This is a genomic window from Hyalangium gracile, assembly GCF_020103725.1.
Taxonomy (GTDB): Bacteria; Myxococcota; Myxococcia; order Myxococcales; family Myxococcaceae; genus Hyalangium; species Hyalangium gracile.
This window is the reverse complement of record NZ_JAHXBG010000020.1, coordinates 19,602-45,558: the sequence shown is the minus strand read 5'-3', so window position 1 is coordinate 45,558 and position 25,957 is coordinate 19,602. Positions and strand designations below refer to the sequence as shown.

19 protein-coding genes are annotated in these 25,957 nt (G+C 68.8%); 11 read left to right on the top strand and 8 right to left on the bottom strand.

What is annotated here, in order from left to right; all coding sequences use genetic code 11:
• Positions 1–67 precede the first annotated feature (67 nt).
• Positions 68–1,546, top strand: coding sequence for a serine/threonine protein kinase (locus KY572_RS32865; RefSeq protein WP_224247736.1), 1,479 nt, complete (start codon positions 68–70; stop codon positions 1,544–1,546).
• A gap of 912 nt (positions 1,547–2,458) precedes the next feature.
• Here the strand turns inward: KY572_RS32865 and KY572_RS32860 are convergent.
• From KY572_RS32860 to KY572_RS32850, 3 genes are all read right to left on the bottom strand, one after another.
• Positions 2,459–3,904 (bottom strand): hypothetical protein, encoded by a 1,446-nt coding sequence (locus KY572_RS32860; protein WP_224247610.1) that lies wholly within the window; start codon positions 3,902–3,904, stop codon positions 2,459–2,461.
• Between the two features lie 345 nt (positions 3,905–4,249).
• Positions 4,250–5,005, bottom strand: a complete 756-nt coding sequence (locus KY572_RS32855; RefSeq protein WP_224247609.1) for a DUF5953 family protein — start codon at positions 5,003–5,005, stop codon at positions 4,250–4,252.
• Positions 5,002–5,916 carry a DUF6310 domain-containing protein gene (locus tag KY572_RS32850; protein WP_224247608.1) on the bottom strand — a complete coding sequence of 305 codons (915 nt, stop codon included), beginning with the start codon at positions 5,914–5,916 and terminating at the stop codon, positions 5,002–5,004. Before KY572_RS32850 ends, KY572_RS32855 begins: the two co-directional genes overlap by 4 nt.
• A gap of 150 nt (positions 5,917–6,066) precedes the next feature.
• On the opposite strand from KY572_RS32850, the gene KY572_RS32845 reads away from it, so the two are divergent.
• The 4 genes from KY572_RS32845 (at position 6,067) to KY572_RS32830 (ending at position 14,008) form a co-directional block, all read left to right on the top strand.
• A complete protein-coding gene (locus tag KY572_RS32845; protein WP_224247607.1) occupies positions 6,067–7,401 on the top strand; it encodes an amidohydrolase in 1,335 nt (444 codons plus the stop codon).
• A 419-nt stretch (positions 7,402–7,820) separates the two neighbouring features.
• Complete coding sequence (locus KY572_RS32840) at positions 7,821–12,431, top strand: immunoglobulin-like domain-containing protein (RefSeq protein WP_224247606.1); 4,611 nt, start codon at positions 7,821–7,823, stop codon at positions 12,429–12,431.
• A gap of 94 nt (positions 12,432–12,525) precedes the next feature.
• On the top strand, positions 12,526–13,383 hold the full coding sequence (locus tag KY572_RS32835; protein ID WP_224247605.1) for an SDR family oxidoreductase: 858 nt from the start codon (positions 12,526–12,528) through the stop codon (positions 13,381–13,383).
• Between the two features lie 16 nt (positions 13,384–13,399).
• Positions 13,400–14,008, top strand: a complete 609-nt coding sequence (locus tag KY572_RS32830; protein WP_224247604.1) for an MlaC/ttg2D family ABC transporter substrate-binding protein — start codon at positions 13,400–13,402, stop codon at positions 14,006–14,008.
• Positions 14,009–14,017: 9 nt separating this feature from the next.
• Here KY572_RS32830 and KY572_RS32825 read toward each other — a convergent pair whose 3' ends face one another.
• Positions 14,018–15,001, bottom strand: coding sequence for a 2-dehydropantoate 2-reductase (locus KY572_RS32825; RefSeq protein WP_224247603.1), 984 nt, complete (start codon positions 14,999–15,001; stop codon positions 14,018–14,020).
• Complete coding sequence (locus KY572_RS32820) at positions 14,998–16,527, bottom strand: acyl--CoA ligase (protein ID WP_224247602.1); 1,530 nt, start codon at positions 16,525–16,527, stop codon at positions 14,998–15,000. The genes KY572_RS32825 and KY572_RS32820 overlap by 4 nt, the downstream gene beginning before the upstream one ends.
• A gap of 168 nt (positions 16,528–16,695) precedes the next feature.
• On the opposite strand from KY572_RS32820, the gene KY572_RS32815 reads away from it, so the two are divergent.
• Positions 16,696–17,706, top strand: a complete 1,011-nt coding sequence (locus KY572_RS32815; RefSeq protein WP_224247601.1) for a zinc-dependent alcohol dehydrogenase family protein — start codon at positions 16,696–16,698, stop codon at positions 17,704–17,706.
• Positions 17,707–17,765: 59 nt separating this feature from the next.
• The gene (locus KY572_RS32810) at positions 17,766–18,815 is read left to right on the top strand and encodes a hypothetical protein (protein ID WP_224247600.1); all 1,050 of its coding nucleotides are present in this window, start codon (positions 17,766–17,768) and stop codon (positions 18,813–18,815) included.
• An 18-nt stretch (positions 18,816–18,833) separates the two neighbouring features.
• Here the strand turns inward: KY572_RS32810 and KY572_RS32805 are convergent, their stop codons facing one another.
• A complete protein-coding gene (locus KY572_RS32805) occupies positions 18,834–19,721 on the bottom strand; it encodes a lipase family protein (protein ID WP_224247599.1) in 888 nt (295 codons plus the stop codon).
• Positions 19,722–20,004: 283 nt separating this feature from the next.
• Here KY572_RS32805 and KY572_RS32800 point away from each other — a divergent pair, with 283 nt between their 5' ends.
• The 3 genes from KY572_RS32800 (at position 20,005) to KY572_RS32790 (ending at position 24,127) form a co-directional block, all read left to right on the top strand.
• Positions 20,005–20,745: a hypothetical protein gene (locus KY572_RS32800; protein WP_224247598.1), complete on the top strand. Its 741-nt coding sequence runs from the start codon at positions 20,005–20,007 to the stop codon at positions 20,743–20,745.
• Positions 20,746–20,839: 94 nt separating this feature from the next.
• Complete coding sequence (locus KY572_RS32795; RefSeq protein WP_224247597.1) at positions 20,840–21,526, top strand: hypothetical protein; 687 nt, start codon at positions 20,840–20,842, stop codon at positions 21,524–21,526.
• Between the two features lie 693 nt (positions 21,527–22,219).
• Positions 22,220–24,127 carry a hybrid sensor histidine kinase/response regulator gene (locus tag KY572_RS32790; protein ID WP_224247596.1) on the top strand — a complete coding sequence of 636 codons (1,908 nt, stop codon included), beginning with the start codon at positions 22,220–22,222 and terminating at the stop codon, positions 24,125–24,127.
• 20 nt (positions 24,128–24,147) lie between these two features.
• Here the strand turns inward: KY572_RS32790 and KY572_RS32785 are convergent, their stop codons facing one another.
• A complete protein-coding gene (locus KY572_RS32785; RefSeq protein ID WP_224247595.1) occupies positions 24,148–24,456 on the bottom strand; it encodes a DUF2171 domain-containing protein in 309 nt (102 codons plus the stop codon).
• A 196-nt stretch (positions 24,457–24,652) separates the two neighbouring features.
• On the opposite strand from KY572_RS32785, the gene KY572_RS32780 reads away from it, so the two are divergent.
• Entirely contained in the window at positions 24,653–24,850 is a 198-nt protein-coding gene (locus tag KY572_RS32780; RefSeq protein ID WP_224247594.1) for a hypothetical protein, read from the top strand.
• A gap of 66 nt (positions 24,851–24,916) precedes the next feature.
• On the opposite strand, the gene cheB is transcribed toward KY572_RS32780, so the two are convergent.
• A complete protein-coding gene (gene cheB, locus KY572_RS32775) occupies positions 24,917–25,957 on the bottom strand; it encodes a chemotaxis-specific protein-glutamate methyltransferase CheB (RefSeq protein ID WP_224247593.1) in 1,041 nt (346 codons plus the stop codon).

Sequence of the window (25,957 nt, the reverse complement as noted above, 5' to 3'; positions counted from 1 at the left end):
CGCACCCCACCTGCATCCAGCCAGTCTTCCTCCCGGAACCGAGATAGGACCGTGGCGTGTGCTGCACATGTCGGGGCTGGGGACCTACGGGGCCGTCTATCGCGCCGAGCAGGTGGGCACGGAGGCACAAGGCCCGGTGGCGCTCAAGCTGGGCATGTACGCCGAGGATCCCCGCTTCGAGCGCGAGGCGGAGCTGCTCTCCCGCCTCCACCATCCGAGCGTGCCGCGGCTTCTGGACGAGGGGCACTGGCGGCAGCCGATGGGGAGCGTGTACCCCTACCTCGTCATGGATTGGGTGGAGGGCGAGCCCCTGTACGGCTGGGCACGCCGGCACGCTGCCTCCTCGCGCCAGGTGGCTCGGCTCCTGGCACAGCTTGCGGGGGCGCTCGCCGCCGTCCACGCGGTGGGCGTGCACCGAGACGTCAAGGGAGACAACGTGCTGGTGCGGCTCGCGGACCAGCGCGCCCTGCTCATGGACTTTGGCTCGGGACACTACCCGGACGCTCGTCCGCTGACGCCGCCTCCATTTCCTCCCGGGACACCGGCGTACCGCTCACCGGAGGCGTGGCGGTTCTCCCTGCAGCCTCGTCAGTTCCCTCCGGTGGCCTACGCTCCCGGGCCGGCGGATGACGTGTTCGCGCTGGGGGTCACGGCCTACCGGCTCGTCACCCGCGAGTACCTTCCACCCGCGGAGCCGAGACAGGACGAGGCGGGCAGGTGGGACCTGGAGGAAGCGGAGTATCGTCCTCCGCTGGAGCTCAATCCACGTGTGGAGCCGCGGCTCAGCGCGCTGATCCTCCGCATGCTCTCCCTGGCTCCCGAGGCGCGGGGCACGGCGCGAGAGCTGGCCGAGGCCCTCGAAGAGGTCGTGGAGCGCGTGGGTCCGAAGGCGGATCAGCCTCTCTTCACCGAGGATGCGCAGTCGCCCTCCGATGAGCGTCACGAGGAGACACCCTTCGCGGCGCTGTTGGGCCATGCTCTGCGTTTGAAGCTCCTGGGCAACAAGGCGCGGCTGCGACCCACGAAGCGGCGACGGAGGAGTCGCATCCGAGCACCGGGAAGCCGAGGTGCTCACCGCCACGACAGTCCCGAGCGCGTCGAGTCCGGAGAGTGGACCTCTCGGCTGCGACCCTTGCTGGTAGCGATCCCTCTAGTGCTGACGGTGCTGCTGTGCATCCGCTGGGGCGAGACTCCTCGCCGGCTGGAGGAGCCTGTCGTGGCGCAGCTCGAAGAGAGCCCTCATCAGAGCGACGCGGGCTCCGCTGGCATCGGAGACACCACGACCGTGACACCCGGGGGGAGCCTCCCTATCCCCCTCAGCGGACATTTGATCGCCTTGGATCTCCCCCAAAAACCATTGCCAGGGCAGATCCGATCCGACGGGGACGGTCGCTGCCCTCAAAGGATCCATGTCGCGATAAATGGAGGGTGCTGGTTGGACGTGAACACAGATCTCGATACCTGCCGCGATGAGGGTTACGTGTACAAAGGCAGGTGCTACGTCCCTGTGTTCCCAACCCAGCGCCGGCCGACCTCGGATCCTTAGCAGCGGGTCTTCTCCAAGGACATGAGGAGCCCCGCAGCATCCGCAACGGGCCTCCTCCCGCCGTCATCCTCCGCGTGAGTGTCGAGGCCAGCAGCTTCCTCACGGCGCTCAGCATGGCGTTCACCCCCTTCCCGCCCGACTGATCACGCCTCGCCCGCACCATGACAGATACGGGGACGAAGCCTTCTCCTCGATCCCTATCCCGCCTGAGAGCGGAGATTTTCCGGACCACGGTGCACTGTGGAGAGAGGCGGGGCAGTTTCACCCTCAGGTTGAGGAATGGAGGATGGGACACGGAGCATGATCCTCTCTGGGGCGCGCTCCCGTAGCGTGCCTGCGAGGAGTCATGGTCAGAGGGTATACATGAACTTCACCGGCTGACGACGAGTGTCGTTCGAGCCGAGGGGGCTACGATGGCTACGGTTCACAGCGAAACTCAGGCTGCCAGGAGATTCGCGGACCGAGCCTTCCAGGCAGTCTTGGAAGGGGGGAGACGGTGAAGGACGAGACGCGGCGGTGGGTAGAGGCAGGGATCATCCTGGCCAAGGAACCCAAGGTGGTGGTCATGTGCCCCGCCTGCCAGCGGGCTCCACTGGAGGTCATGGACCAGGCCCTCGGTGACAAGAAGGTCGAGCGCCATATGCGCTGCCCACTCTGCGGAGCGTACAATAGCATTCTCCTGGAGCGAACCTGACACTGCCCTGAAGCTCATCGGATTCCGCCTCGCGCAGCTCGACGCCATCAAGTGGCTTGGCGAGATCCCGTCCGGGTCGGTGTACCTCGCGATCACCGACCCGCCCTATGAGTCTCTTGAGAAGCACCGCGATGTCCGCTTCCACGGACGCCAGATGAGAAGCGACGACCTATTGTGATCGTGCCGTCGTGATCTCCATGCTACCGGAGCGCTGGCGCTCAGCCATAACAGTAGAGCCCGTTCGATCTCTCGTTCCCTTGCAACATCAGCTTGTCCTGCGTCTTCACTGCTTCGAACATGAAGATTGCGTCAAATTGGTCCTGCGCTTCGTACAGACCGATCAGCTCGTCGATCGCGCTCACGCTGGTATCTCCGTTCAAGTGCCACTCGCGAAGCACATGGTCACAAGCGCCCAGCACGCATTTCGGCGTGATGTGGAAGTAGACGTACGCTTTCGGATCACTGGAGCTAATCGTTTGTCTTCCTGTCCGGCGGTTCATTTTCAAGAACGTACGGTGTCCGTGGAGGCGCTCGGCATTCGGACACTCATGCCGCCACTCGCGGAGCGCATCCATCAGTGCGGCCATGTTCGCGAAGCGTAGAGGGCTCCCGCGGGGCGTGATCGCGTCCACGTCCGAATCGATCACCCCCCACGAGTCCCGCTCGAGACGCCCCGTTTGTGCGGAGGCCTTGGCGAATATCGGTCGAGCCTGCTGACTCTGACGCAACGTGAACCGGACGCGGATGTCGCGCGCCAACTCTCTCCACCGGCTCGGCAACGGCTCGCGATTCCCTCCAACCCGAGCACGATACGCTAGGAACGGTGCCCCGGCATACTCGGCGAGCGCGGCTGCCAGCAGCGCCTGGATGTGCGGCGCCTCTCCCGGATCGAAGTAGCCGCGCATAGGCTCGAACCGGTATCGCTTCGGGCTTGGAAACGGGATGCAGTTGAGCGGGTTCAGGGTCAATCGAAAGCGCTGGACCAGATCTGGTTCGGTTTCGCCCGCGAGTCCCCGCGCAGCGTCGATGAGGTGCGCGAGTTTGAGCCCTTCATCCCGGAAGGGCGCTGCGACCTGCCCCTTTCGAATCTGGCTTCCCAGGGCGGATGTCTCAGTGTCCAGCTTCCACGAGACGGTAAGCGCACCGCGTCGGTACAGGTCCTCGAAGTCCCCCTCCGGCACGCCCCCTTCCAGCAGTTCCCGGTAGAGGTGCACGAGGGTCTCGTTGTCGATCGGGACGAAGCGGCGACGGCCGACCGCAAAGAGCTCGCCGCGTGTGGGGCGTCCGGCGAACTTGCGCACCGGGAGAAGCCGGCCGTCCTCCTCCAGACTCGCCAGCCACTGGTCTGCTTCGGCGAGCCGCTCCGGAGCAGGCACGAACTGCATGCAGCGCTGGATCAGCTCGGCGAGATCACCGTCGAAGGCGCCATTGTCGAAGAGTGGCATCCCACACCTGACCTTTCGGCGAGGGATTTCTCGGCCGTCCCAAACGAGGATCGCGGATCGCTCCGCCGTTTTCACCCGCGTATAGCCGAAGAACGGGACGAATGACACCGCCCCGACCTGCCCCCTGCCGAGGCCCTGTCCTCGTGCTCTCTGCTGCGCGGCGAGAAGCTCGTCCTTGCAACTCTCGCAGCGCACCCGCGCGAAGCCATGCGCCAGCACGCCACATTCCAGGTCCCCAGGGCCCACGTCCTCCAAAATGTCTCCAGGATTGGAGGGGACTCGGAGGGACAGGTGAGACTGGCGAGGACGGGCCCGAGGATTCGAAGTGGCCGGATTCACTCGCGATTCCTCGAAAGGCGTATGCCGTCGCGGGTTTAGGACACCCCTCCTCCACGGGTTCGAATCCCGTCAGGGGCACTTCAGGGCGCCCCACTACTTCCGGCCCACCCTTTGGATAGCCGTGACCGCTTCGAGGTCTCCCTGCATGAAGGTCGCCGCACGCCAAATCGTCTGCTCGATCGCGAGATCACTCCCGGCCAGCCAAGCGAGACCCGAGCAGATCGGTCACTGTGCCGCGCGCCCGCCGATCGCCGGGAAGCGCTCGTAGGCCCGCAGGAGCGCGTCCAGGTGGGCGGGGTTGTCGTAATCGAGCGGCGCATCCGTGAGCTGCACGCTCCACCCGCCCGATGCCGTGCGCCGCGCTCGTGTGAGTAACTCCGCATCCCGAGCAGGATCCGGGAATCCGATGGCCTTCGCGGCAGCGGCAGACCAGTAGTTCAGCCACCCGAGGTAGTGCGGAATCTCAGGTGAAGGGATATGCCGTGACAAATTGAGCATGGGAAGCCCACGGGGTGAACGCTCCGGCCCATGAGCAGAGCGGCGCATCTGCCCTGAAACCTCTGAACCATAGCCCTCCGGTGACGCATGCCCCCAGTACGCGCGTGCGCCCTCCGCCACGGCCTCCAGAGCATTCGCCGCAGCAGCGATCCCTGCTGCGTCCAGTGGCAGCTTTGCATGCACTTCAAACAGGGGCTGGCCGCCCGGGCTGAGGCCTGCCGGTTTTTGCAGACCAGAGATCGTCACCGGGTAACTCTCGTCCCCGTTGCACAGGAAAGGGAACTCGCCGTCCCTGGTTGCTCCAGCGAGCCATTCGTCGCGTTGTGGCACCGCGGCAAGCTGTCGCCCCTCGGTAACTCTCCACTCCAGGCGCAAGCCGGGGAGCGCCCGCTCCATTCCCTGGACAACAGCGAGTGCGCGACCTCCGTCATCCACGAGCGCAGGCCCATGAGTGATGAGAATGAGCCGCTTTCGAGCGGTCATCGTGGGCACCCCGTGACGACGATGTTGAATTCGGGATCTCTATCGAGCAGTGCTTGCCTGTGCGCTTCGGTGCTCACGCCAACGACGAAGTCGTATCCACAGGCAATCGCGGCATTGCGCTCTTCATGTAGTTGCACAATTTCCTTTTCAATCTCTCGATCCCGGATGAAGTCATTGTATGTGTCGAATTGATGGGTCTTGATCTCCCACAGCACGCGCACGCCGACCTGCAGCGCATCGAAGCGCTCATCGCCCACGAGTACATCCATGCCGGGATAACGATTGGGCGGAAACCTATCGGCGCACTCGTTATGCGGGACATCTTCGCCCGCGTGCCGCACCGGGATGGGCTCACACTCCGGGCGTTCCGAGGGGTCGGATGTTGCGGGTGGGAGCCAGTCCCGACCCAAGCCCCTCGGCGTTGGCTCTCTGTTCGCTACCGGTTCCTGCTCACTGGATGGTCGTGTCTGAGCCGTGCGCTTCGCGCGCTCACGGGATGCGTTCCGCTCATGAGCATCCAGCCCTTCTTTGATGACAACCGCCACCACCACGGTTCCAATCACAATCACTGCTCCAGTGACGACTACCGGCGACGCAAAGACGCAGAGCGCTACGGCCATGGGCACGGCAACCGCTGCCGCAGGCGCAGAGGCGACAGCGCATCTCCCGGAGACATCCCGGAACCTCACCCTGTCGCGCTCGAGCGCGTGAAAGCACCGCTCCGCCAGGACGGGCCATTCGTTGGAGGCTTCGCGCACCACGCACTGCCCCTCATCCGTCCAGGGGTACAGTGCCGCACGCTGAAGATTGGCGAGTTTCGGGCTCGGAACCTCCGGCTCTCCCGGACTCGGAGCCATCGTGGCGCAGGCTGAGAGCAGGAGCAGGAGGACGCTGCACGTTCGGTGAGGCATGGCCGCGTCCTTTCAATCAAGCGTGGGCGCTTCAGGTCAAGGCAGGGGGTGTAGCCAAGGGCGCGTCTCTGCTACGTGTACACGAGCAGTCGCCTCGAGTGCAGCCTCCTCTCCTTCACGCCAGCCGCTCCCTCCAGCCACGAGCCCTCGATGACGAACACCCTCTTCCGCAACTGTCACGCGCTCGTGCCCGGTGAGCGCGGCGTGCCCACCATCGCGCGCAACCAGGACATCCTCGTCCAGGGCAACCGCATCTCCGCCATCCGCCCCACCGGCCAGCCTCCCGAGCCCGACGTCACCGTCATCGAATGCCACGAGCAGCTCGCCATGCCCGGGCTCATCAACACCCACTCCCATGTCCCCATGGTGCTCTTCCGCGGCCTCGCCGAGGACGTCCCCATCGAGCGCTGGTTCAACGAGTTCATCTGGCCCCTCGAGAGCAACCTCTCCGAGGAGGCCGTGTACTGGGGCATGCAGCTGGGCCTCATCGAGATGATCGAGGGCGGCGTCACCACCGTCGCCGACCACTACTTCTTCATGGATCAGGTGGCCCGCGCCGTCGAGCAGGCCGGCACCCGCGCCCACCTCGGCTGGGCCGTCTTCGCCAGCCGCGGCCGCAAGGTGCTCGACGAGACCGCCGAGTTCGTCCAGCGCTGGAAGGGCGGCGCCGACGGCCGCATCACCACCTGCATGGCGCCCCACGCCCCCTACACCTGTGACGACGGCTTCCTGCGCGCCTCCGTCGAGCACGCGAAGCGACTGGGCGTCGGCATCCACATCCACGCCGCCGAGGACATGAACCAGACCCGCGCCAGCCTCGAGCGCCGCGAGATGACGCCCATCCAGGTCCTCGACGACACGGGCGTGCTCAGCGTCCCCGTCATCATCGCCCATGGCTGCGGCCTGCTCCCCGAGGACACCGCCCGTCTGGCCCGCTACCGAGACCACGTGGGCATCGCCCACGCCCCCAAGACGTACCTCAAGCTCGCCATGGGCCTCACCCCCATCCCCGCGCTGCGCCGCGTCGGCATCCCCGTGGGCCTGGCCACCGATGGCGCCGTCAGCAACAACACGCTCGACATCCTCGAGAGCCTGCGCCTCATGGCCATGATGCAGAAGCACGACGCGAGCGACCCCGAGGTGCTCCCCATCCCCGAGGCGCTCGACATCGCCACGCGCGGCAGCGCCGCCGTGCTCGGCATGGCGGATCGGCTCGGCCAGCTCGCCCCCGGCTTCCTCGCCGACATCATCCTCGTGGACACCCGCGGCGCCCACTGGCAGCCGCCCCACAACCTCGCCGCAGGCCTCGTGTACAGCGCCCGCGCCAGCGACGTGCAGACCGTCATGGTCGACGGCCGCATCCTCATGCGCGACCGCCAGCTCCTCACCCTCGACAAGGCCCGCGTCCTCACCGAGGTGGCTCGCCACATGGAGCACCTGGCCCGGCGCGTCCCCGAGGCCCGCATCCAGGTCTACAAGCCCTAGAAGTGCGCGGATCAGCTCTCGCTCGGGAGATCAACCCAGCCCCGCCCCGAGCGTCCTGATCCAGACGTCACGGAATGATTCACGCGGATGGCTCGCGTGGGGGTAGGCCCTCGCCCCACCACCCGAGTTTCTTTTCTTTTCGGCTTGCCGTTTTTCACCGTGCGAGCAACGCTTTTCGACAACTCTCACTGGACGCGGATCCCCGGCTGTCTCGAGGATTACCTGGGACCCCAGTGTGGAGCTGTTCTCGGATGTGACTGCGCCGCGCAGCCCATCGAGGGGGACCCCCAATGACACTGCGAGCCGTAGCAAGAGCCCTCCTGCTGGTAGCTGCGCTGAGCGCGGTTTCCTGTGGTGAGAGCCCGAGCCCATCCCTGCCGGAGCCGACTCCGAGCGCCCCCCACACCACGCGCCAGGAGGTGCGCAGCACCAACAAGGTGCTGATCCTCGGCAGCAGCGTCACCGGCGCCACCAGCCGCGAGGCCCAGGCGGTGCGGACCTACGCCGGCATCGAGCCCGAGATCGTCACGCCCGAGAAGTGGAGCACGCTGACGGCCGAGCAGTTCATGTCCTACCGGGCCATCATCATCGGCGACGCGGCGTGCCAGAGCGGCACCGCCGCGTTCCAGGCCGCCATCGACAACCGCGACACCTGGGGCGCCATCGTCGATGGAGACGTCGCCCTGCTCTCCACGGACGCATCCTCCAACGGCACCGAGCTGCTGGTGGAGAGCGCCATCCGCTTCGTCCTCAACTCGGTGCAGTACACGACCGGCATGTACCTCTCGCTGGGCTGCGCCTACCAGAGCGCCCCGGCCAACACCCAGGTGACGCTGCTCGAGCCGTTCGGCGACTTCCGGGTGCAGGGCCTGCCGGTCTGCGCCGACTACGGACACATCTTCCAGATGCACAATGATCTCATCTCCCGGGACATGATGGATGGGATGCTCCCGGGCCTGGACGGCTGCGCGGCGCGCTCGGTGTTCACCTACTACCCGGACCGCACCTTCTCGTTCACGGCGCTCGCGATCGACTCCTCCGGAGCGCCCCTGCCCGGACAGAAGACCTATACCGACTTCACCTACGACCCTGGCTTCGCGACCCCCTTCACGGGCACGCCCTACCTGCTCGTGCGCGGGGCGATGCCGCTGGGCGCCGGCTGCGGCATCCCCGAGTCCTCGGGGAACGAGGAGTGCGACCTGGGCGACGGCATCAACGGCAGCCCCGCCACCGGCGGGCAGCTGCCCGGGCAGACCTGCTCGTGGACGTGCCACCTCCAGTGGTGCGGCGATGGCCATGTGGACTCGGACTTCGGCGAGGAGTGCGACAACGGCATCGACAACGGCCGCACCCGTGACTCCTCCGGCTCCATCGGCACGTGCACCTCGTTCTGCAAGCTCCCCAACATCCCCCAGAACCGTCCGCCGACCGCGCTCTGCCGGGACGTGACGGTGCAGGCGACGAACACCTGCGGCATGGCCGCCGACATCAACAACGGCTCGTTCGACGTGGACAACGATCTGGTGGGCTGCACGCAGAGCCCGGCCGGCCCGTACGGCATCGGCTCCACCACCGTGACGCTGACGTGCACGGACCGGGCGAACCACTCGGCCGCGTGCACCGGCGTGGTGACGGTGACGGACAAGGGGCCGCCGACGGTGACGCTGACCGCCCCGCTGAGCCAGTCGCTGGAGTGCATCAAGAACGGCACGTACGCCGACCCGGGCTACAGCGCCATCGACGCGTGCGAGGGGACCCTGCCGCAGAGCAGCGTCACGCGCACCGGCTCGGTGAGCATGGGAGCCCCGAGCACCTACTCGCTGAGCTATCAGGCCGCGGACTCGGCCGGGAACACCTCGGCGGTCGCGACGCGCTCGGTGACGGTGAGCGACACGCTGGCGCCCGTCATCACCCGTATCGGTACCGATGTGACGCGCGAGTGCGGCTACAACTACATGGACCAGGGGGCCACCGCCAACGACCAGTGCGATGGCGTGCTGACCAGCAAGATCGTCCGCACCGGCACGGTGAACACCGAGGCGGTGGGCGACTACGTGCTCCGCTACAACGTGAAGGACGCGGCCGGTCGCTCCGCCCAGGAGGTGACGCGCACCATCTTCATCCGCGACCGGCAGGCCCCCACCGTGACGCCCAACACGCCCACCACCCAGACGGTGGAGTGCGCCGGCACGTATGTGGACCCGGGCGCCACGGCCTATGACCAGTGCGTCGGCACGCTGACCGCCGTCGTCAACACCAACACCGTCAACACGAGCACGCCGGGCAGCTACACCATCAACTACAAGGCGACGGATCCGTCCGGCAACGTGGGCACCTCGCCCAACCGCACCGTCACCGTGAGCGACACCCTGGCGCCGACGGTGACGCTGACCGCCCCGCTGAGCCAGTCGCTGGAGTGCATCAAGAACGGCACGTACGCCGACCCGGGCTACAGCGCCATCGACGCGTGCGAGGGGACCCTGCCGCAGAGCAGCGTCACGCGCACCGGCTCGGTGAGCATGGGAGCCCCGAGCACCTACTCGCTGAGCTATCAGGCCGCGGACTCGGCCGGGAACACCTCGGCGGTCGCGACGCGCTCGGTGACGGTGAGCGACACGCTGGCGCCCGTCATCACCCGCATCGGTACCGATGTGACGCGCGAGTGCGGCTACAACTACATGGACCAGGGGGCCACCGCCAACGACCAGTGCGACGGCGTGCTGACCAGCAAGATCGTCCGCACCGGCACGGTGAACACCGAGACCGTGGGCGACTACGTGCTCCGCTACAACGTGAAGGACGCGGCCGGCCTGTCCGCCCAGGAGGTGACGCGCGCCGTCTTCATCCGCGACCGGCAGGCGCCCACCGTGACGCTCAACACGCCCACCAGCCAGACGGCGGAGTGCGGCGGCACCTACGCGGACCCGGGCGCCACGGCCACCGACCAGTGCGCCGGCACGCTGACCGCCGTCGTCAACGTCAGCACCCTCAACATGGGCGCGACGGGCAGCTACACCATCAACTACAAGGCGACGGATCCGTCCGGCAACGTGGGCACCTCGCCCAACCGCACCGTCACCGTGGCCGACACCCTGGGGCCGACGCTGACGCTCAACGGCTCGGCCACCATGCCCCAGGAGTGCGCCTCGGCGTTCAACGACCCGGGCGCCACGGCCATCGATCAGTGCGCCGGCAACCTGACGAGCCAGATCGTGAAGACCGGCACGGTGAACACCCTGGTGCTCGGCCCCTACACGCTCCGCTACAACGTGAAGGACCCCAGCAACAACGCCGCCCCCGAGGTGGCTCGCACCGTCAACGTGCGTGACACGCTACCCCCGATCATCTCCATGAACGGCTCGCCGAACCAGACCGTGGAGTGCGGCAGCACGTACATGGATCCGGGCGCCACGGCGACGGACGCCTGCGCCGGCCCCGTCTCCACTGTCACCTCCACCACGGCCAACCCGAACGCGCCGGGCAGCTACCTCGTCACCTACACCGCGACGGATCCGTCCGGGAACAAGGCCACGCTGTATGGCGCTCGCACGGTGACGGTGAACGACACGCTGCCGCCCACGCTGACGCTGCTCGGCCCGGCCACCCAGTCGCTGGAGTGCGGCTCGCCCTACACCGACCCCTGGGCCACGGCCAACGACGCCTGCTTCGGAGACATCACCAGCCGCATCACCCGCACCGGCTCCGTGAGCGCCGGCGCCCCGGGCAGCTACACCCTCACCTACAACGTCACGGATCCCTCGGGCCGGAGCGCTCCTCCCGTCTCCCGCACGGTGAGCGTGGCGGACACGCTGCCGCCGACCCTCACCGTCAACGGCCCGCTCAGCCTCCAGCACGAGTGCGGCACGCCCTACTCCGATGCCGGCGCCAAGGCCACCGACGTCTGCGCCGGGACGCTGCCCGTCACCACCACCGGCTCCGTCAGCTCGGGCACGCCTGGCAACTACACGGTGAGCTACTCGGTGGCGGACCCGTCCGGCCATGGCGCCAGCGCCAGCCGCGCGGTGGCCGTGCGCGACACCCTGCCCCCGCAGATCCAGGTCCTCCCCGGGCCCTCCGTCCTGCCGTGCAACGGCTCGCCCTACGTGGATCCGGGCGCCACGGCGTCGGACCTCTGCGCCGGCAACCTGACCTCGAGCATCATCACCACCAGCAACCTCGATCAGACGCGCGCCGGCCAGTACACCATCACCTATACCGTGTCGGACAACGCGGGCCACACGAGCACCGCCGTGCGTCCCATCACGGTGCAGGGCACGCAGATCCGCCTGAACGACTTCAACCTCTTCCTGCTCGGGGACTACAACGGCGGCCACGACGTGCAGGGCAAGGTGGCCGTCGCCGGCAACCTCTTCCTCGACCGCTTCACCGTCGGCGCGGGCCTGCACGAGACCAACACCTCCCAGGTCCTGGTGGTGGGTGGCAACCTCACGCTCAACCACGGCGGCGTCTGGGGCGACACCTGGTACGGGGGCACCTACAGCGCCGACGCGGACGTGGTCTTCCACCGAGGCACCCTCACCAAGGGCACTCCCATCAACTTCGCCTCCCGCTTCTCCGAGCTGCGGACCCTCACCTCGCAGCTGGCGGGGATGGCCATCAACGGCACCACGACGCGCGAGTCCTGGGGCGGCATCATCCTGAAGGGCACGCACCCGACCGTGAACGTGTTCAACGTGAACGCCAGCGACTTCGTCGGCGCCACCACGCTGTCCACCTCCGCGCCGCCCAACTCGCTGGCGATCATCAACATCCGAGGCACCTCGGCGACGATCAACGGCATCGGCTTCGCGTTCAGCGGCGGGCTCGACCAGCGCACCGTGCTCTTCAACTTCCCGGACGCCACCACCATCAACGCCCACGGCATCGGCTTCCCGGGCACGGTGCTCGCCCCCTACGCCAACATCACCTTCAACAACGGCAGCTGGGACGGCGGCATCTACGCCGTGTCGCTCACCGGCAACGCCGAGGGCCACATCAACCCCCTGCCCGACCAGGGCATCTGCCAGTAACTCCAGGCCGGGCGTCCTCCACGGGCAGTGCTGCTCGTGGCGGACGCACCGGGCCTCGGGCAGCATGCCGGCGACACGTGGGGGGAAAGAGCCGATGGCGGACATGAAGGGCAAGCGGTGCCTCGTTACCGGAGCGACGCAAGGCATCGGCCGGGTCGCGGCGCTGGAGCTGGCGAAGGCCGGAGCGAGCGTGGTCATCGTCGGGAGGGATCCGGCGCGGACCCAGGAGACGGTACAGGCGCTCCGGCAGCAGAGCGGCAACCCGGAGGTGGAGGCCATCGTGGGGGACCTGGCGCTCCTCGAGGAGGTGCGCCGGGTGGCTCGGGAGTACTCGAGCCGCTACTCCCGGCTGGACGTGCTGCTCAACAACGCGGGGGCCCTCTTCGGCCAGCGACAGCTGACGTCGGAGGGGTACGAGCGGACGTTCGCCCTCAACCACCTGGCGTACTTCGCGCTCACGCGAGACCTGCTGGAGCTGCTGGGCCGCGGCGCTCCCTCCCGCGTGGTGAACCTCGCCTCGGCCGTGCACTCCATGGCCCGCATCGACTTCGACGACTTGATGACGGAGCGGAGCTACACCGGGATGCGGGCCTACAGCCGCTCCAAGCTGGCCAACGTCATGTTCACGCTCGAGCTGGCCAGGAGGCTCCAGGGCCGCAACGTCACCGCCACCTGCGTGCACCCGGGCATGGTGCTCACCAACTTCGGCCAGGGGAACCTTGGCCTCATGGGGAAGCTCATCGGCCCGCTGCTCCGCCCGTTCACGCTGAGGCCGGAGCAGGGAGCCGACACTCCGGTGTGGCTGGCCTCCAGCCCCGAGGTGGAGGGCGTGACGGGCAAGTACTTCATCCGGCGCAAGGAGCGGAAGGTGAACCGCCAGGCGCTGGATGCGGCCGCCCGCGAGCGGCTGTGGGATGTCTCCGAGCAGCTCGTGAACCGCGTAGCGCCGTAAGGAGGCTCGAAGGCCGATGATCGCGTCGCTCGTCGCCGTCACCCTGCTCGCCGCCGCGCCGGGCCCGCTGGAGGTCGTCCGTTCCGGCTACGAGGATGTCCAGGCCACCGCCCGCGCGCCCGGGGCCACCGTGGACCAGCTCTCCGCCGCCGTCGACAAGTTCGTCGACTTCGAGGAGCTGGCCAGGCGGGCCCTGGGCGAGACGTGGGAGACGATCACCCCCGCCCAGCGAAAGGCCTTCACCCGAGCGATGCGCGGCATGCTGCGCGCCTTCTACGCCGAGCGGACCCTGGGGCTCGGTGAGGCCGAGGTGCAGTATGGCCAGGAGCTCCTCGAGGAGGGGGAGGCCCGGGTCAGCACCGTCGTCGTGGTGCAGGGAACCCGGGTGCCCATCGACTACAGGCTCTACAAGTCGACCCGGAAGGCGGGCGGCTGGCGCATCTACGACATCGTGACGAACCAGGTGTCGCTGCTCGAGGACTATCGGACGCAGTTCCGACAGCTCGTCGCCACCCAGGGCTTCAACGGGCTGCTCTCCACGCTGAAGAAGAAGCAGGCCCAGGTCGAGCGGGCCGCCGCCGCCAGGCAGGCGCGAGAGGACGCTCGGGCCGGGAAGAAGCAGTAGTGACGGGAGTCACCCGCTCGGGTAGCACCCCGCCTGTCGCGCGCGCTCGCGCACCAGCGCCAGGACCAGCTCACAGGCGGGCATCGGTCGGCCCACGAGCTGCCCGAGCTCGACCACCGCGCCGAGCAGCGCGTCGATCTCCATCGGCCGCCCTCGCTCCAGGTCCTGCAGCATGGACGTCTTGTGCGCGCCGACCTCCGCCGCGCCCGCGATGCGCTGATCGATGTCTATGAGGAAGCGGACTCCCAGCGCCTCGGCCACCGCCTGCGCCTCGACCATCATGGTGCGGGCCACGGCTCGCAGCTCGCCCGCGCCCGCCAGCCGGTCGAGCGTCGCTCCCGTCAGCGCCGACAGCGGGTTGAAGGCGAGGTTCCCCCAGAGCTTCACCCAGAGCTCGTCACGGATGCGCGGCCGCACCGGGGCCTTCAGCCCGGCCTGGATCATCAGCTTCGACAGCGCCAGCGTCCGGGGGCTCTTGCTGCCATCGGGCTCCCCCAGGGTGAAGCGATCTCCCTCCACATGGACGATGACGCCGGGCTCGACCACTTCCGCCGAGGGGTAGACCACCGAGCCGATGACGCGCGAGGGCGGCAGCTGCTCCCAGAGCCTTCCCCCCGGATCCACGCTCTCCACCCGGCGGTCCCGGTACGGGCCGTCGAGCCCATGGAAGTACCAGTAGGGAATGCCGTTGATGCCGGTGACGAGCGCCGTCTCCTCTCCCAGCAGCCGGGCAATCCGTGGCGCCGCCGCCGGGAGCGAGTGCGCCTTCAGCGTGACGAAGACGTAGTCCTGTGGCCCCGCTTCCTCGGGCTCGCTCGTGCAGCGCGGCTTCAGGGTGACGGTCTCGCCGCCGCTCGTCAGCGTGACGCCTCGGGTGCGCATCGCCTCCAGGTGGGCCCCTCGGGCGATGAAGGTGACATCCGCGCCGGCCTGGAGCAGCTTCACGCCCAGGAAGCCTCCAATGGCTCCGGCTCCGAAGATGGCGATCCTCATGGCGTGAGCCCCAGCCGCTCGGCGAGGCCGATGCGCTGCAGCTTGCCCGTCGGTCCCTTGGGGATCTCCGTCAGGAAGACGATCTTCCTCGGCACCTTGAAGTCGGCCAGCTGGCGCGCGGCGAACTCGCGGAGCTCGCGCTCCCCAGCGCTCGCGCCCTCGCGGAGCACCACGGCGGCGGCCACCTCCTCGCCGAGCTTCGAGTGGGGCATGGCGAAGGTGACCACCTGCTGCACCGCCGGATGGTCCATCAGCACCGTGTCCACCTCGAGCGGGCTGATCTTCTCTCCGCCCCGGTTGATGAGCTCCTTGAGCCGACCGGTCAGCCGCAGATAGCCCGCCTCATCGAGCGTGCCCTGGTCTCCGGTGTGGAACCAGCCGTGGGTGAACGCCTTGGCGTTGGCCTCCGGGTTGTTCTCGTAGCCGACCGTGACGTTGCGGCCGCGGATGACGACCTCGCCCACGGCGCCCGGGGGCAGCAGGCGGCCTTCCTCGTCCATGATGGCCACCTCCGGCCCCGCCGCGATGCCCACCGAGCCCGCGTACCTGGGCCTCGGCGGCAGCGGGTTCGATGCCATCTGGTGCGAGGCCTCCGTCATGCCGTAGCTCTCGATGACCGGCACCCCGAAGGCCTGCTCGAGCGCCTCCATCACTTGCGGCGGCAGCGACGCGGAGGAGGAGCGGATGAAGCGCAGCCTCCCGCCCTGGAGGCTGGCGGTGTTGCGGCCCGCGCGCCCGAGGATGGCCTGGTGCATGGTGGGCACCGCCGTGTACCAGGTGGGCCGGACCTCCTCGAACCAGGAGAAGAACTTGAGGGCATTGAAGCCCGGCGTGCAGACCACGGAGCCGCCCGCCGCGATGCTCGACAGCACCGCCGCGATGAGCCCGTGGATGTGGAAGAGCGGCATGATGTTGAGGCAGACATCCCCGCGCCCGAGCTGAAGCGTGCGGACGATGTGGCCCGCCGAGGCCGTGAGGTTGAGGTGGCTCAGCGGCACCAGCTTGGGCCGTGACGTCGTCCCCGAGGTGTGGAGCACCAGGGCCTCGTCCTCCGGCGAGGCGAAGCCGGCTCGGGCTGGGGAGCCGGAGAGCGGTCGCTCGGGCCGCAGCGTGAAGCCCCCGGCGGGGCCCTGGGTGTCGGGGACCAGCTCCACCACCGGGATGCCTCGCGCCGCGGCGACGGCTCGGGCCGGGCTCTCCTGGCCCTCCTGGATGACGAGCGCCCGGGCGTTCAGGTCCGAGAGATAGAACTCGAACTCCTGGGTTTGATAGGCCGGGTTGAGCGGCGCGGTGGTGGTGCCACAAGCGATACAGAGGAAGGCCGTCGCCATCTCCGGCCCGTTCGGCAGCACCAGGGCCACGCGGTCGCCTCGGCCGATGCCCATGCCGTTCAAGGCCGCTGCCGTGCTCCGCGCCAGGCCTCGTAAGCCACCGTAGGTCAGCGCCGGCCGTCCCGGGGCTCCGAGCGCGGCGTCGGCCTCGGCGCCGTGCTCCATGAGGCCTGCGATGGTGTCCGCCCGCTCCATGTCGATGCTCCTCCGCTCGCGCCACCTTCCCGCGAGACGGCCGATGACGCCAGCGCCTCGTCAGTGTGAGAAGTCAGCAACCCCGCTCAAATTGACGTGGCAGTGGCGCGCTTCCCTGGCTACTCATCCGCGCCAATCCTTCCCCGCAGCGCGGAGGCAACCATTTCCATGAAGGCGTACGAACTCCAGAAGACGAGTGGCATCGAAGGCTGGGTACAAGTGGACAGGCCCGAGCCGAAGCCCGGCCCCGGTCAGGCGCTGGTCCGCATCCGGGCTGTCTCCCTCAACTATCGGGATCTGATCATCGCGCGGGGCAGCTATGGCCGGGTTCCCCTCCCGCTTCCCGTGATCCCCGTGTCGGACGGCGCGGGAGAGGTGGTCGCCGTGGGTGACGGCGTGACGCGGGTGAAGCCCGGGGACCGCGTGGCTCCCACCTTCTTCCAGACGTGGACGGACGGCTCGGCCACTCCGGAGAAGACGGCCAAGGCGCTCGGCGGGAACATCGACGGCGTGCTGGCGCAGTACGTGGTCCTGGACGCGGAGGGGCTCGTGCACCTGCCCGAGCACCTGTCCTTCGAGGACGGCGCCACCCTGCCCTGCGCGGCCGTCACGGTCTGGAACGCGCTGGTGTCCCAGGGGCGCCTCCAGGCGGGACAGACCGTGCTGGCCCAGGGCACCGGCGGCGTGTCCATCTTCGCGCTCCAGTTCGGCCGCATGCTGGGCGCGCGCGTCATCATCACCTCCAGCAGTGACGAGAAGCTGGAGCGCGCCCGGGCGCTCGGCGCGGAGAGCACCCTCAACTACAAGAAGAACCCCGACTGGGAGCAGAAGGTCCTGGAGCTGACGGGCGGCAAGGGGGTGGACCACGTCGTCGAGGTGGGCGGCGAGCAGACGCTGCCGCAGTCGGTGCGCGCCACGCGGCCCGAGGGGCACATCCACCTCATCGGCCTGCTCACGGGTGGCTTCGGCAAGCCCGACGCCCAGGCCGAGGCCAGGAAGCTCCAGCTTCACCCCATCTACGTGGGCAGCCGCGTCATGTTCGAGGAGATGAACCGCGCCATGGCCCAGCACCGGCTGAAGCCCGTCATCGACCGGGTCTTCCCCTTCGAGCAGGCCCGCGACGCCCTGCGCTACATGCAGGAGGGCGCCCACTTCGGCAAGGTGGTCATCACCGTCTGACTTCTGCGCGTGGGTCCCTGGCGGTAGGCTCGTCCCCCTGCTCGCATGAAGGGGGACGCATGGTGCTCGAAGCCGCGATTGGCCTCATCTTCGTCTATCTGCTCTTCAGCCTCATCTGCTCGGCGCTCAGTGAGATCGTCGCCTGGTTCCTCAACCTGCGCGCCAGCACGCTACGGGACGGCATCGAGACGCTGTTGAAGGATGACGCCTGCAAGAGCCTGGTGCAGCAGAACGCCCGGCTCAAGGCGATGTTCGACAAGGGCGTCGCCCTCCAGAACCAGGCGCAGAACGTCACCAGCACGCTCTACGCCCATCCCCTCATCCAGGGGATGACGCACGGCAACAGGTATCCCTCGTACATCCCCAAGCACATCTTCGCCGCCGCCTTCCTGGACGTGCTGAGGAACCTCGCGGGGAGGGAGGAGGGGCCGCGGGACGGCCCCCAGAAGGACGCGATGCAGAAGCTGCGCGACGCCATCGCGAAGCTCCCCCCGGAGAGCGAGATCCGCCAGCAGCTCGAGGCGGTGCTCGACGACACGGTGACGAACGTCCGGGAGGCCCGGGCGCGCGTGGAGAAGTGGTTCGACGACTCCATGGAGCGCGTGTCGGGCTGGTACAAGCGGCGCGCTCAAATCATCGTGCTCGCCGTTGCCGCGACCGTGGTGGGTATCGGCAACGCGGACAGCGTGATGATCGTGCGGAGCCTGGCGCATGACTCGGCGCTGAGGGCCGGGGTGGTCGCCGCCGCGGAGCAGTACGTGCAGGCCAACGCTCAGCTCCCCCCGGGGAACCTCCATGTCACGGACAGCGTGAAGCAGCTCCGGGAGGTCCGGGATCAGCTCAATGATCTGCGCCTGCCCATCGGCTGGGCGGGCCCCGATGCGATGCTGGGAGGGATGCCTGACCCCCGCCGCATCCCCGGCTGGGACGTGATGGGCTGGATGGCCAAGCTCGTCGGCCTGCTGTTCACCGTCTTCGCCGTGTCCATGGGCGCGCCGTTCTGGTTCGACATCCTGAACAAGGTCGTCAACGCCCGCATCACCGGCGGCCAGCCGCCCGAGACCGAGGCGAAGAAGGACAAGGAGAAGAAGAAAGAGCAGCAGACCTGAGCGCCCGTCCGGCGCGGCTCAGCGCACCACGTGGTCGCGCACCATGGCGAGCTGCGCCTCGCCCGTCAGGTTCTTCAGCCCCATGTGGCCGTACGGGAAGGTGCCGTACACCTTCTGCCCGTCCTGCCCGGGGATGGGCGAGGTGAAGCCCGCCGCCCCCACCCCCACCAGCTCGTCCACGTGGGACCACATGCTGAAGACGTGCGCGCCCTCGTCGTGGTTCACCGCGTTGATGTCCTCCAGGAACTTCGAGGCCGGGTGCAGCCCGTCCTGCTTGTTCGTCGTGGGCACCATGTCCCCCGTGAACAGCGCCGACGTCAGCCCGTGGTTGGCTCCGGCGATGCCCACGAACGTGTCCACGCTGTCCGTCAGCGGCTTGCCCAGGTCGAACTTCTGGCGCGTCCGCGAGTCGAACCCGTCCCCGCCTTGAATCGCCTTGCGCGCCAGCGTCACGCCCATCGAGTGGCCGATGACGTCCACCTTCTCCGCGCCCGTGTACTCCTTCACCGCCTCGATGAACGCCCGCACCTCCTCGAGGTACTTCTCCGAGTGGTACTGCTGCCCCGACTTCAGCGGGTTGGCCGGGCCCCACGTCATCGCGTACATCTCCGACGGCTTGTAGCCATTCTTCGCGAACGTCTCGATGGAGCCCTTCCACCCCGCCGCGCTGTCCGAGTTGCCGTGGATGAAGATGACCGGCTCCTTCGTCACCTTCTCGCCCGCCTGCGCCTTGCCCCCGAACGCCGGCACGTTGCCCTTGGCAAACTCGTACTTCCCGTAGCCGTTCTCGTGCAGCCACTTCTGGAAGTCGTTCGAGAAGCGCGAGCCCCTCGACACGCTCGCCTCACTGGCCCGGCTCGTGCGGACCGCGGCGGAAGTGTTCGGCTGGGAAGGGATGCGAGCCATGACGGATCACCTCGAAGGTGGAAAAAGTCGCTCCAACACCTACATTGTCGCCTCTTTCCTCCCTGAAGTTGCGCAAGCTGCGACCTGAATCAGCATTCAACTTTGCCTGTTGCGCCAAGGCCTTGACACAACTGGGTTTTCTCCTCTTCCGAGGCAGGCCTGGCCCGCCCGGGGCAGCCGCACTGGCAGTGGCGGGAGAGGGCTCACGACCGGTGTACAGCGGCTGCCAATCCACTACCTGAAGAGGCGTGAGAGCGGAAAACGCCTGATAACGTGCGCCCCCATGAACGAAGAACCGAAGCGTTCCGAGGAGTCGCCAGCGCCCCAGGGGGCGACCGCCCCCGCCGCGCCCGCCGTCGAGGAGGCCGATCAGTTCACGCCGCAGATGGCGCGCGACTTCTTCCTGTCCGTGCTCGACTATGGCCAGGAGGAGCAGGACGCCAAGGCCGGCATCATCGAGGAGCTGGTGGATCTGCTCCTGCCCGAGGCCCGGGCCCTCGCCCAGCCCATCCGCCCCAAGAGCTCCGGGGATGCGCGCGCTCCCGAGGTGCTCGAGCAGCAGTTCGGCGTCACCGTCCGCGAGCGCGGCGTGTCGTGGATCCACGAGCCCGCCGTGCGCCTGGCCGGGACGTCCCGGAGGCTGGAGCCGCGCGGCGCCTCTCCCGTCGAGAGCGGCGGCGAGCTGCGGCGCGAGCTCTTCATGCTCACCGACGGCCGGCTCGTCACCGTGGAGACGGTGGGCACCTGGTACCTCAAGGACTCGCTGCGTGTCAGCGGCGACACCCTCGTGGGCGCCCGCGAGGTGGCTCCCGCCGAGGTGCTGCGCAGCTTCGACTTCGTCTCCATCCTCAAGGTGATGCTGGAGACGCTCTTCGACGGCGCCGCCGCGCTCAAGGAGCGCAACCAGCAGTCCGAGGACATCGTCGAGCGCAGCGGCCGCTTCTTCACCATCATCGCCCAGGTGGCGGTGAGCATGAAGGAGAACGCGGATCAGCTGCGCCGCGTGGGCGATACGCTCGCCTGAGGCGTGGGCAGCCGTTAGTCTCCGGGCCGGGTCAGGGGGGCACTTCCGCGCGAATGCGGGTGGCCCATCCATTGCCTGGCCCCTTGGGAGACTCATGGCCAGCACATCGATTGCCCCGCCGCAGCTCGTCATCAACAGCCGCATGCTCTACTCGAGCTGGATCCCCGCGGATCCGGCCGCCGCCGCGGCGCTGCTCCCCCAGGGGCTGAAGCCCGCCGCCAACCGGGCCATCTACATGAACCAGTACGTGGTGGACTCGGCGGATCAGACGTCGGCCTTCGGCGCGTACTCGCTGACGTACCTGGGCCTGGACCTGGCGGACCACAAGGCCCCGGACGGGGTGACGCCCGGGCGCTTCTTCACCCACTACTTCAACTCCGCCGAGGGCATGCGCCACTACGCGCGCGAGCGCGGCGTGCCGGCCACCGAGGGCCACACCACGCTGGAGCTCAGGGGCCAGGAGCTCGTCGCCACCACGCACGCGGGGGGCAAGCCCCTCATCCGCACCACCGCGCGGGTGGGCAACACCGTCGGCTCCGTGGCTCGCGGCCAGCTCATGTACGTGACGAAGGTGGGCAACAAGCTGATGGCCGGCAACTACCCCTACGTGGGGGAGATCGCCGCTCCGTTCGAGCTGCTCTCGCTCGAGTTCCTCGCGCCGGAGCACCCGGTGTACGCGCTGCGGCCCGCGAGCCCCCTGCAGCGCGTGGAGGGCTGGTGCTGGTACGCGCCCCGGGACTCCTTCGCCTACCCGGGCGGAGAGTACGAGCTCAAGCCCTGAGCGCGCTCGTGCGGCGCTGAGTCCGCCAGAGGCTGGCCGGACCACGCCGAGAGCGCCTGGTGGGAGGGCCTGCAACTCGCGCGGCTCCAAAGGTTGGCAAAGCCAACATCTCGGGCGGACCGACGGGGGCGCCCCGGGCGCCTCGCAAGCGCGGTTCTTGTAGACTCCGGCAACACCTGCGTTCGCGAGGCGTTCCAATGCATGTCACCCTGCTGGGCATCCCCCCGAGTGTCCGGGATGGTTTCGAGCGCGAGCTCGAGTCCCAAGGACTGCTCGACGGGTGCGCCCGGCTCTATGCCCGCACTCTCGATGAGCTGCCCCGGCAGCTGCCCGAGGGGCTCGTGGTGCTGGGGGATCCGGGCCGCTCGATGACGGAGGTGGAGCAGCTGTGCCGCGAGCTGCACGCCCGCCGCAACATCCTGCGCACCCACATGGTGGTCCTGACGGAGCGCTTGGACGCGGAGCGCCGCGCGCTGATCCAGGCCGGCGCCGACGAGTGCGTGGCCCCGCCGGGCGGCGACTGGCTGGCCCGGATGACGACGGTGTCCCGGCGCCTGGTCGCGCTGGGAGTCGCCCCCCCCTGCGCTGCCGGCCGAGGAGTCCCCCACCGAGGGGCTCTCGCTCCGAGCCGCCCTGCGGGCCCTGCTGGACAGCACCTCGGCGGACCTGGGCTACCTCTTCTTCAGCAAGCTGGTGGAGCAGCTGTCGGCGGTCTACGGCGCCTCGTGCGTGCTGGTGGGCGAGCTGCTGCCGGAGCGGGATTCGATCCGCACCCTGGCCTTCTACCTCAACGGCAGCCTGCAGCGGGGCGTGGTGTACTCGCTGAGCGGCACGCCGTGCGACGAGGCCATCCGCAAGTCCGTCTGCCACTGCCCGGACGGGGTGGCGGAGCGCTACCCCGAGGACGAGATGCTCACCAAGCTGAGCATGCGCGGGTACCTGGGGGCGGCCCTGAAGGACGGCAATGGCAACGCCATCGGCGTGCTGGCCATCCTGCACCACCAGCCGCTGGAGGCCGGTCCGCTGGAGCACGCGCTGCTGGCGGCCTTCGCGGCGCGCGCGGGCGCGGAGCTGGAGCGCATCCGCGCGCAGGAGGAGCTGGAGCGCACGCGGGACTTCCTGCGCAACACGCTGAACGCGGTGCCGGATCCGCTCTTCGTGATGGACCGGGCGCACCGCTGGGTGATGGTCAACCGCGCCTTCTGCGAGTTTTTGGGGCGCACCGAGCAGGAGCTGCTGGGCAGCTCCGCCCGGGACGTGTTCCCCGCCCGGGAGGCGGAGGCCTTCTGGGAGCAGGACGAGCAGCTCTTCACCAGCGGCCAGCCCGTCGAGTACCAGCGCGTCTTCGAGGACGGCAAGGACGGCTCGCGCCGGACGACCATCATCAAGAAGGCGGTGTTCACCGAGCCCGGCGGCTCGGCCTTCCTCATCGCCGTCTTCCGCGACATCACCGACCGCAAGCGCCTGGAGACGCAGCTGCAGCTGGCCGATCGGCTCTCCTCCATCGGCACGCTGGCCGCCGGCGTGGTGCATGAAATCAACAACCCGCTGGCCTATGTCTGCTCCAACCTCTCCTTCCTGGAGAAGTCGCTGGCGCAGCCGGCCATCTCCGCCGAGGAGCTGCCGGAGCTGCGCGAGGTGCTGGCGGAGACGCAGGAGGGCATCCAGCGCGTGCGCAGCATCGCCCAGGGGGTGAAGAGCTTCGCGCGCGCGGACGAGAACCACACCGGGCCGGTGGAGGTGCACCGCGCCATCGACGGGGCGCTGCGGCTGGTCCGCAAGGAGCTGCAGTACCGCGCCCAGCTGGAGCGCGCGCTGGAGCCGGTGCCCGCCATCCTCGGCAACGAGGGCCGGCTGGGGCAGGTGCTGGTGAACCTGCTGGTCAACGCGCTGCAGGCCTTCCCCCAGAATGATCCGGCGCGCAACCGCGTGCGGCTCGCCACCCGGAGCGAGGGCAAGGACTCGGTCATCATCGAGGTGGAGGACAACGGGCCGGGCATGACGCCGGAGGTGCGCCAGCACATCTTCGATCCGTTCTTCACCACCAAGCCGGCCGGAGAGGGCACCGGGCTGGGGCTGGCCATCTGCCAGTCCATCATCCAGTCCATGGGCGGCCGCATCGAGGTGGAGAGCGCGCTGGGGCGCGGCAGCGTGTTCCGGCTGGTGCTGCCGGCCACCCAGGCGCGCGAGCGCGCCGAGTCCCACGCCCGCCAGGCGCCGGTGGAGAGCAAGGGGCCTCGCCGGCGGCTGCTGCTCATCGACGCCGAGCCCGCGGTGGGCACCTCCGTGCGCCGGCTGCTGCAGGAGGCGCACGAGGTGCACTCCGTGCAGGACGTGAGCATGGCGCTGCACCTGCTGTCGCGCGGCGAGCGCTATGACGCCGTGCTCTGCGACGTGGTGCTGCCGCGCATGAGCGGGGTGGACCTGCTGCGAGAGCTGGAGCAGCGCGAGCCCGGGCTGGCGCGCCGCACCGGCTTCATGTCCAGCGGGACGTTCTCCACGCCCACCCGCGAGCTATTGGGCTCCTACTCGGGCGAGTTCCTGGAGAAGCCCTTCGAGCCGGAGCGCCTGCGCAGCTTCGTTCAGCGCCTGTTCGCCTGAGCCCTCCCGGCCCGGGCCGCTCAGAGGCCGGGCGGGCGCTCCTCGGCGTTCACCGGCTCGCGGTCCACGTTGCCGTGGGAGCGCGGCGGGATTGCGCCCCCGTCGTCGTCGACCTCCAGCGTCAGGTGGGCTCCCGTCTCCAGGAGCACCTCGTCGCCGTGCACGGCGGCCACGTCGGTGTACTCCACCAGGAAGTCGCGCCGCGGAATCGGCAGGAGCCCCGACTCGAGCTCGAAGTGCACGTCCCCGACAGCGGCCACGCGGCCGACCTGGCGACCGTCCGCGGCTCGCACCACCATCCCCTCGCGAATCTCTCCTGGCTGAACCATGCATGGCCTCCTTCACGGGCTCGGTCTCCTCCGAACCTCCTCATCGCGGCCACGGGAGGACAGGTACCCCCTGCCCGTGTGCTCGGGAGCCGGGCGGCACTCCCAGGGCCCCACCTGACGCCGTGGCCCGCTGCGGACGAGCGGCCCCGGTGAGCGCCTCGGTGGCATGGCTATCTTTGAGTCGAGGAGGGCCACCATGCTCTTGGAACTGTCCGCACCCGAAGCACGCGAGCTCAAGCAGGCCCTGGAGAGCGCCCTGCGCCAGCTGCTGGAAGAGATTGCCCACGCCGATCAGCGCGCCTACCGGGACATGCTCCGCGAGCGCTACGACAGGCTGGAGCAGCTCAACCGGCGCCTGGACATCCCGGTCGAGTCCGACTCCGCCTACGCCTGAGCGGCAGGGGGGCGCGGGGGCCTCCGTTGCGGCTCCCGTCCTCCGGCCGGGGCGGGCGCAGAGGCCTCAGGCCTGCGGGTTGGTGTCGGGGCGACGGCGCGCGAAGCCGTCCAGCCACGAGGGGATGTCCTTCAGCGCGAGCACGTGACGGACGGCGCCCAGGCGGATGGCCTCCAGCGGCATGCCGAACACGACGCTGCTGGTCTCGTCCTGCGCCAGCGTCATCGCGCCCGCGCGCCGCAGCGCCAGCATCCCCTCGGCGCCATCCCGGCCCATGCCCGTGAGCAGGCAGCCGATGGCCCGCGTGCCCACCTCCTTCGCCACGGACTCGAAGAGCACGTCCACCGAGGGGCGGCTGGAGTGCCGCTCCGGCGCGTTGGTCAGCCACAGCCGGCCGTCGCGCATGGCCAGGTGCCGGTTGGCTCGCGCCATCAGCAGCACGGGGCGGCCCACGGGTGGCAGCAGCTCGCCGTCCACCGCGTGCCGCACGGGGAAGGTGGCGCTCTTGCCCAGCCAGTCCACCATGGACGTCTCGAACTTCTCGGACAGGTGCATCACCAGGAGGATGGGCAGGGGGAAGTCCGCCGGGAGCGCCTGGATGATGCTGCGCATGGCCGCGGGGCCTCCGGTGGACGCGCCGATGACGGCCACTCGCGGCGCGAAGCGGGGCCAGGCCGGCTCGGGCCGCAGGTGCTCGGGCACCAGGGCCGCCGGCGTGCGCGCGGCCTGCTTCACCCGCGTCAGCAACTCCTCCGCCCACTCCGAGGAGATGAAGCGGGTGGGCTTCTCCACCGCGTCCACCGCGCCCGCCGTCAGCGCGTCCAGCAGGTACAGGCCCATCGTCCGGTTCTCCAGCCCGGAGAAGACGACGATGGGGGTGGGGCAATGGGCCATGATGCGGCGGGTCGTCTCCACGCCGTTCATGCCGGGCAGCATCAGGTCCATCGTCACCACGTCCGGACGCAGGCGCTGGCACAGCTCGAAGGCGCGCTCGCCATCCCCCGCCTCGCCGACCACGGTGAAGCTGGGGTCCGCGGCGAAGGCATCCGCCAGGCGCCGGCGGACCATCACCGAGTCTTCCACGATGAGGATGCGGAGCGCGGACAC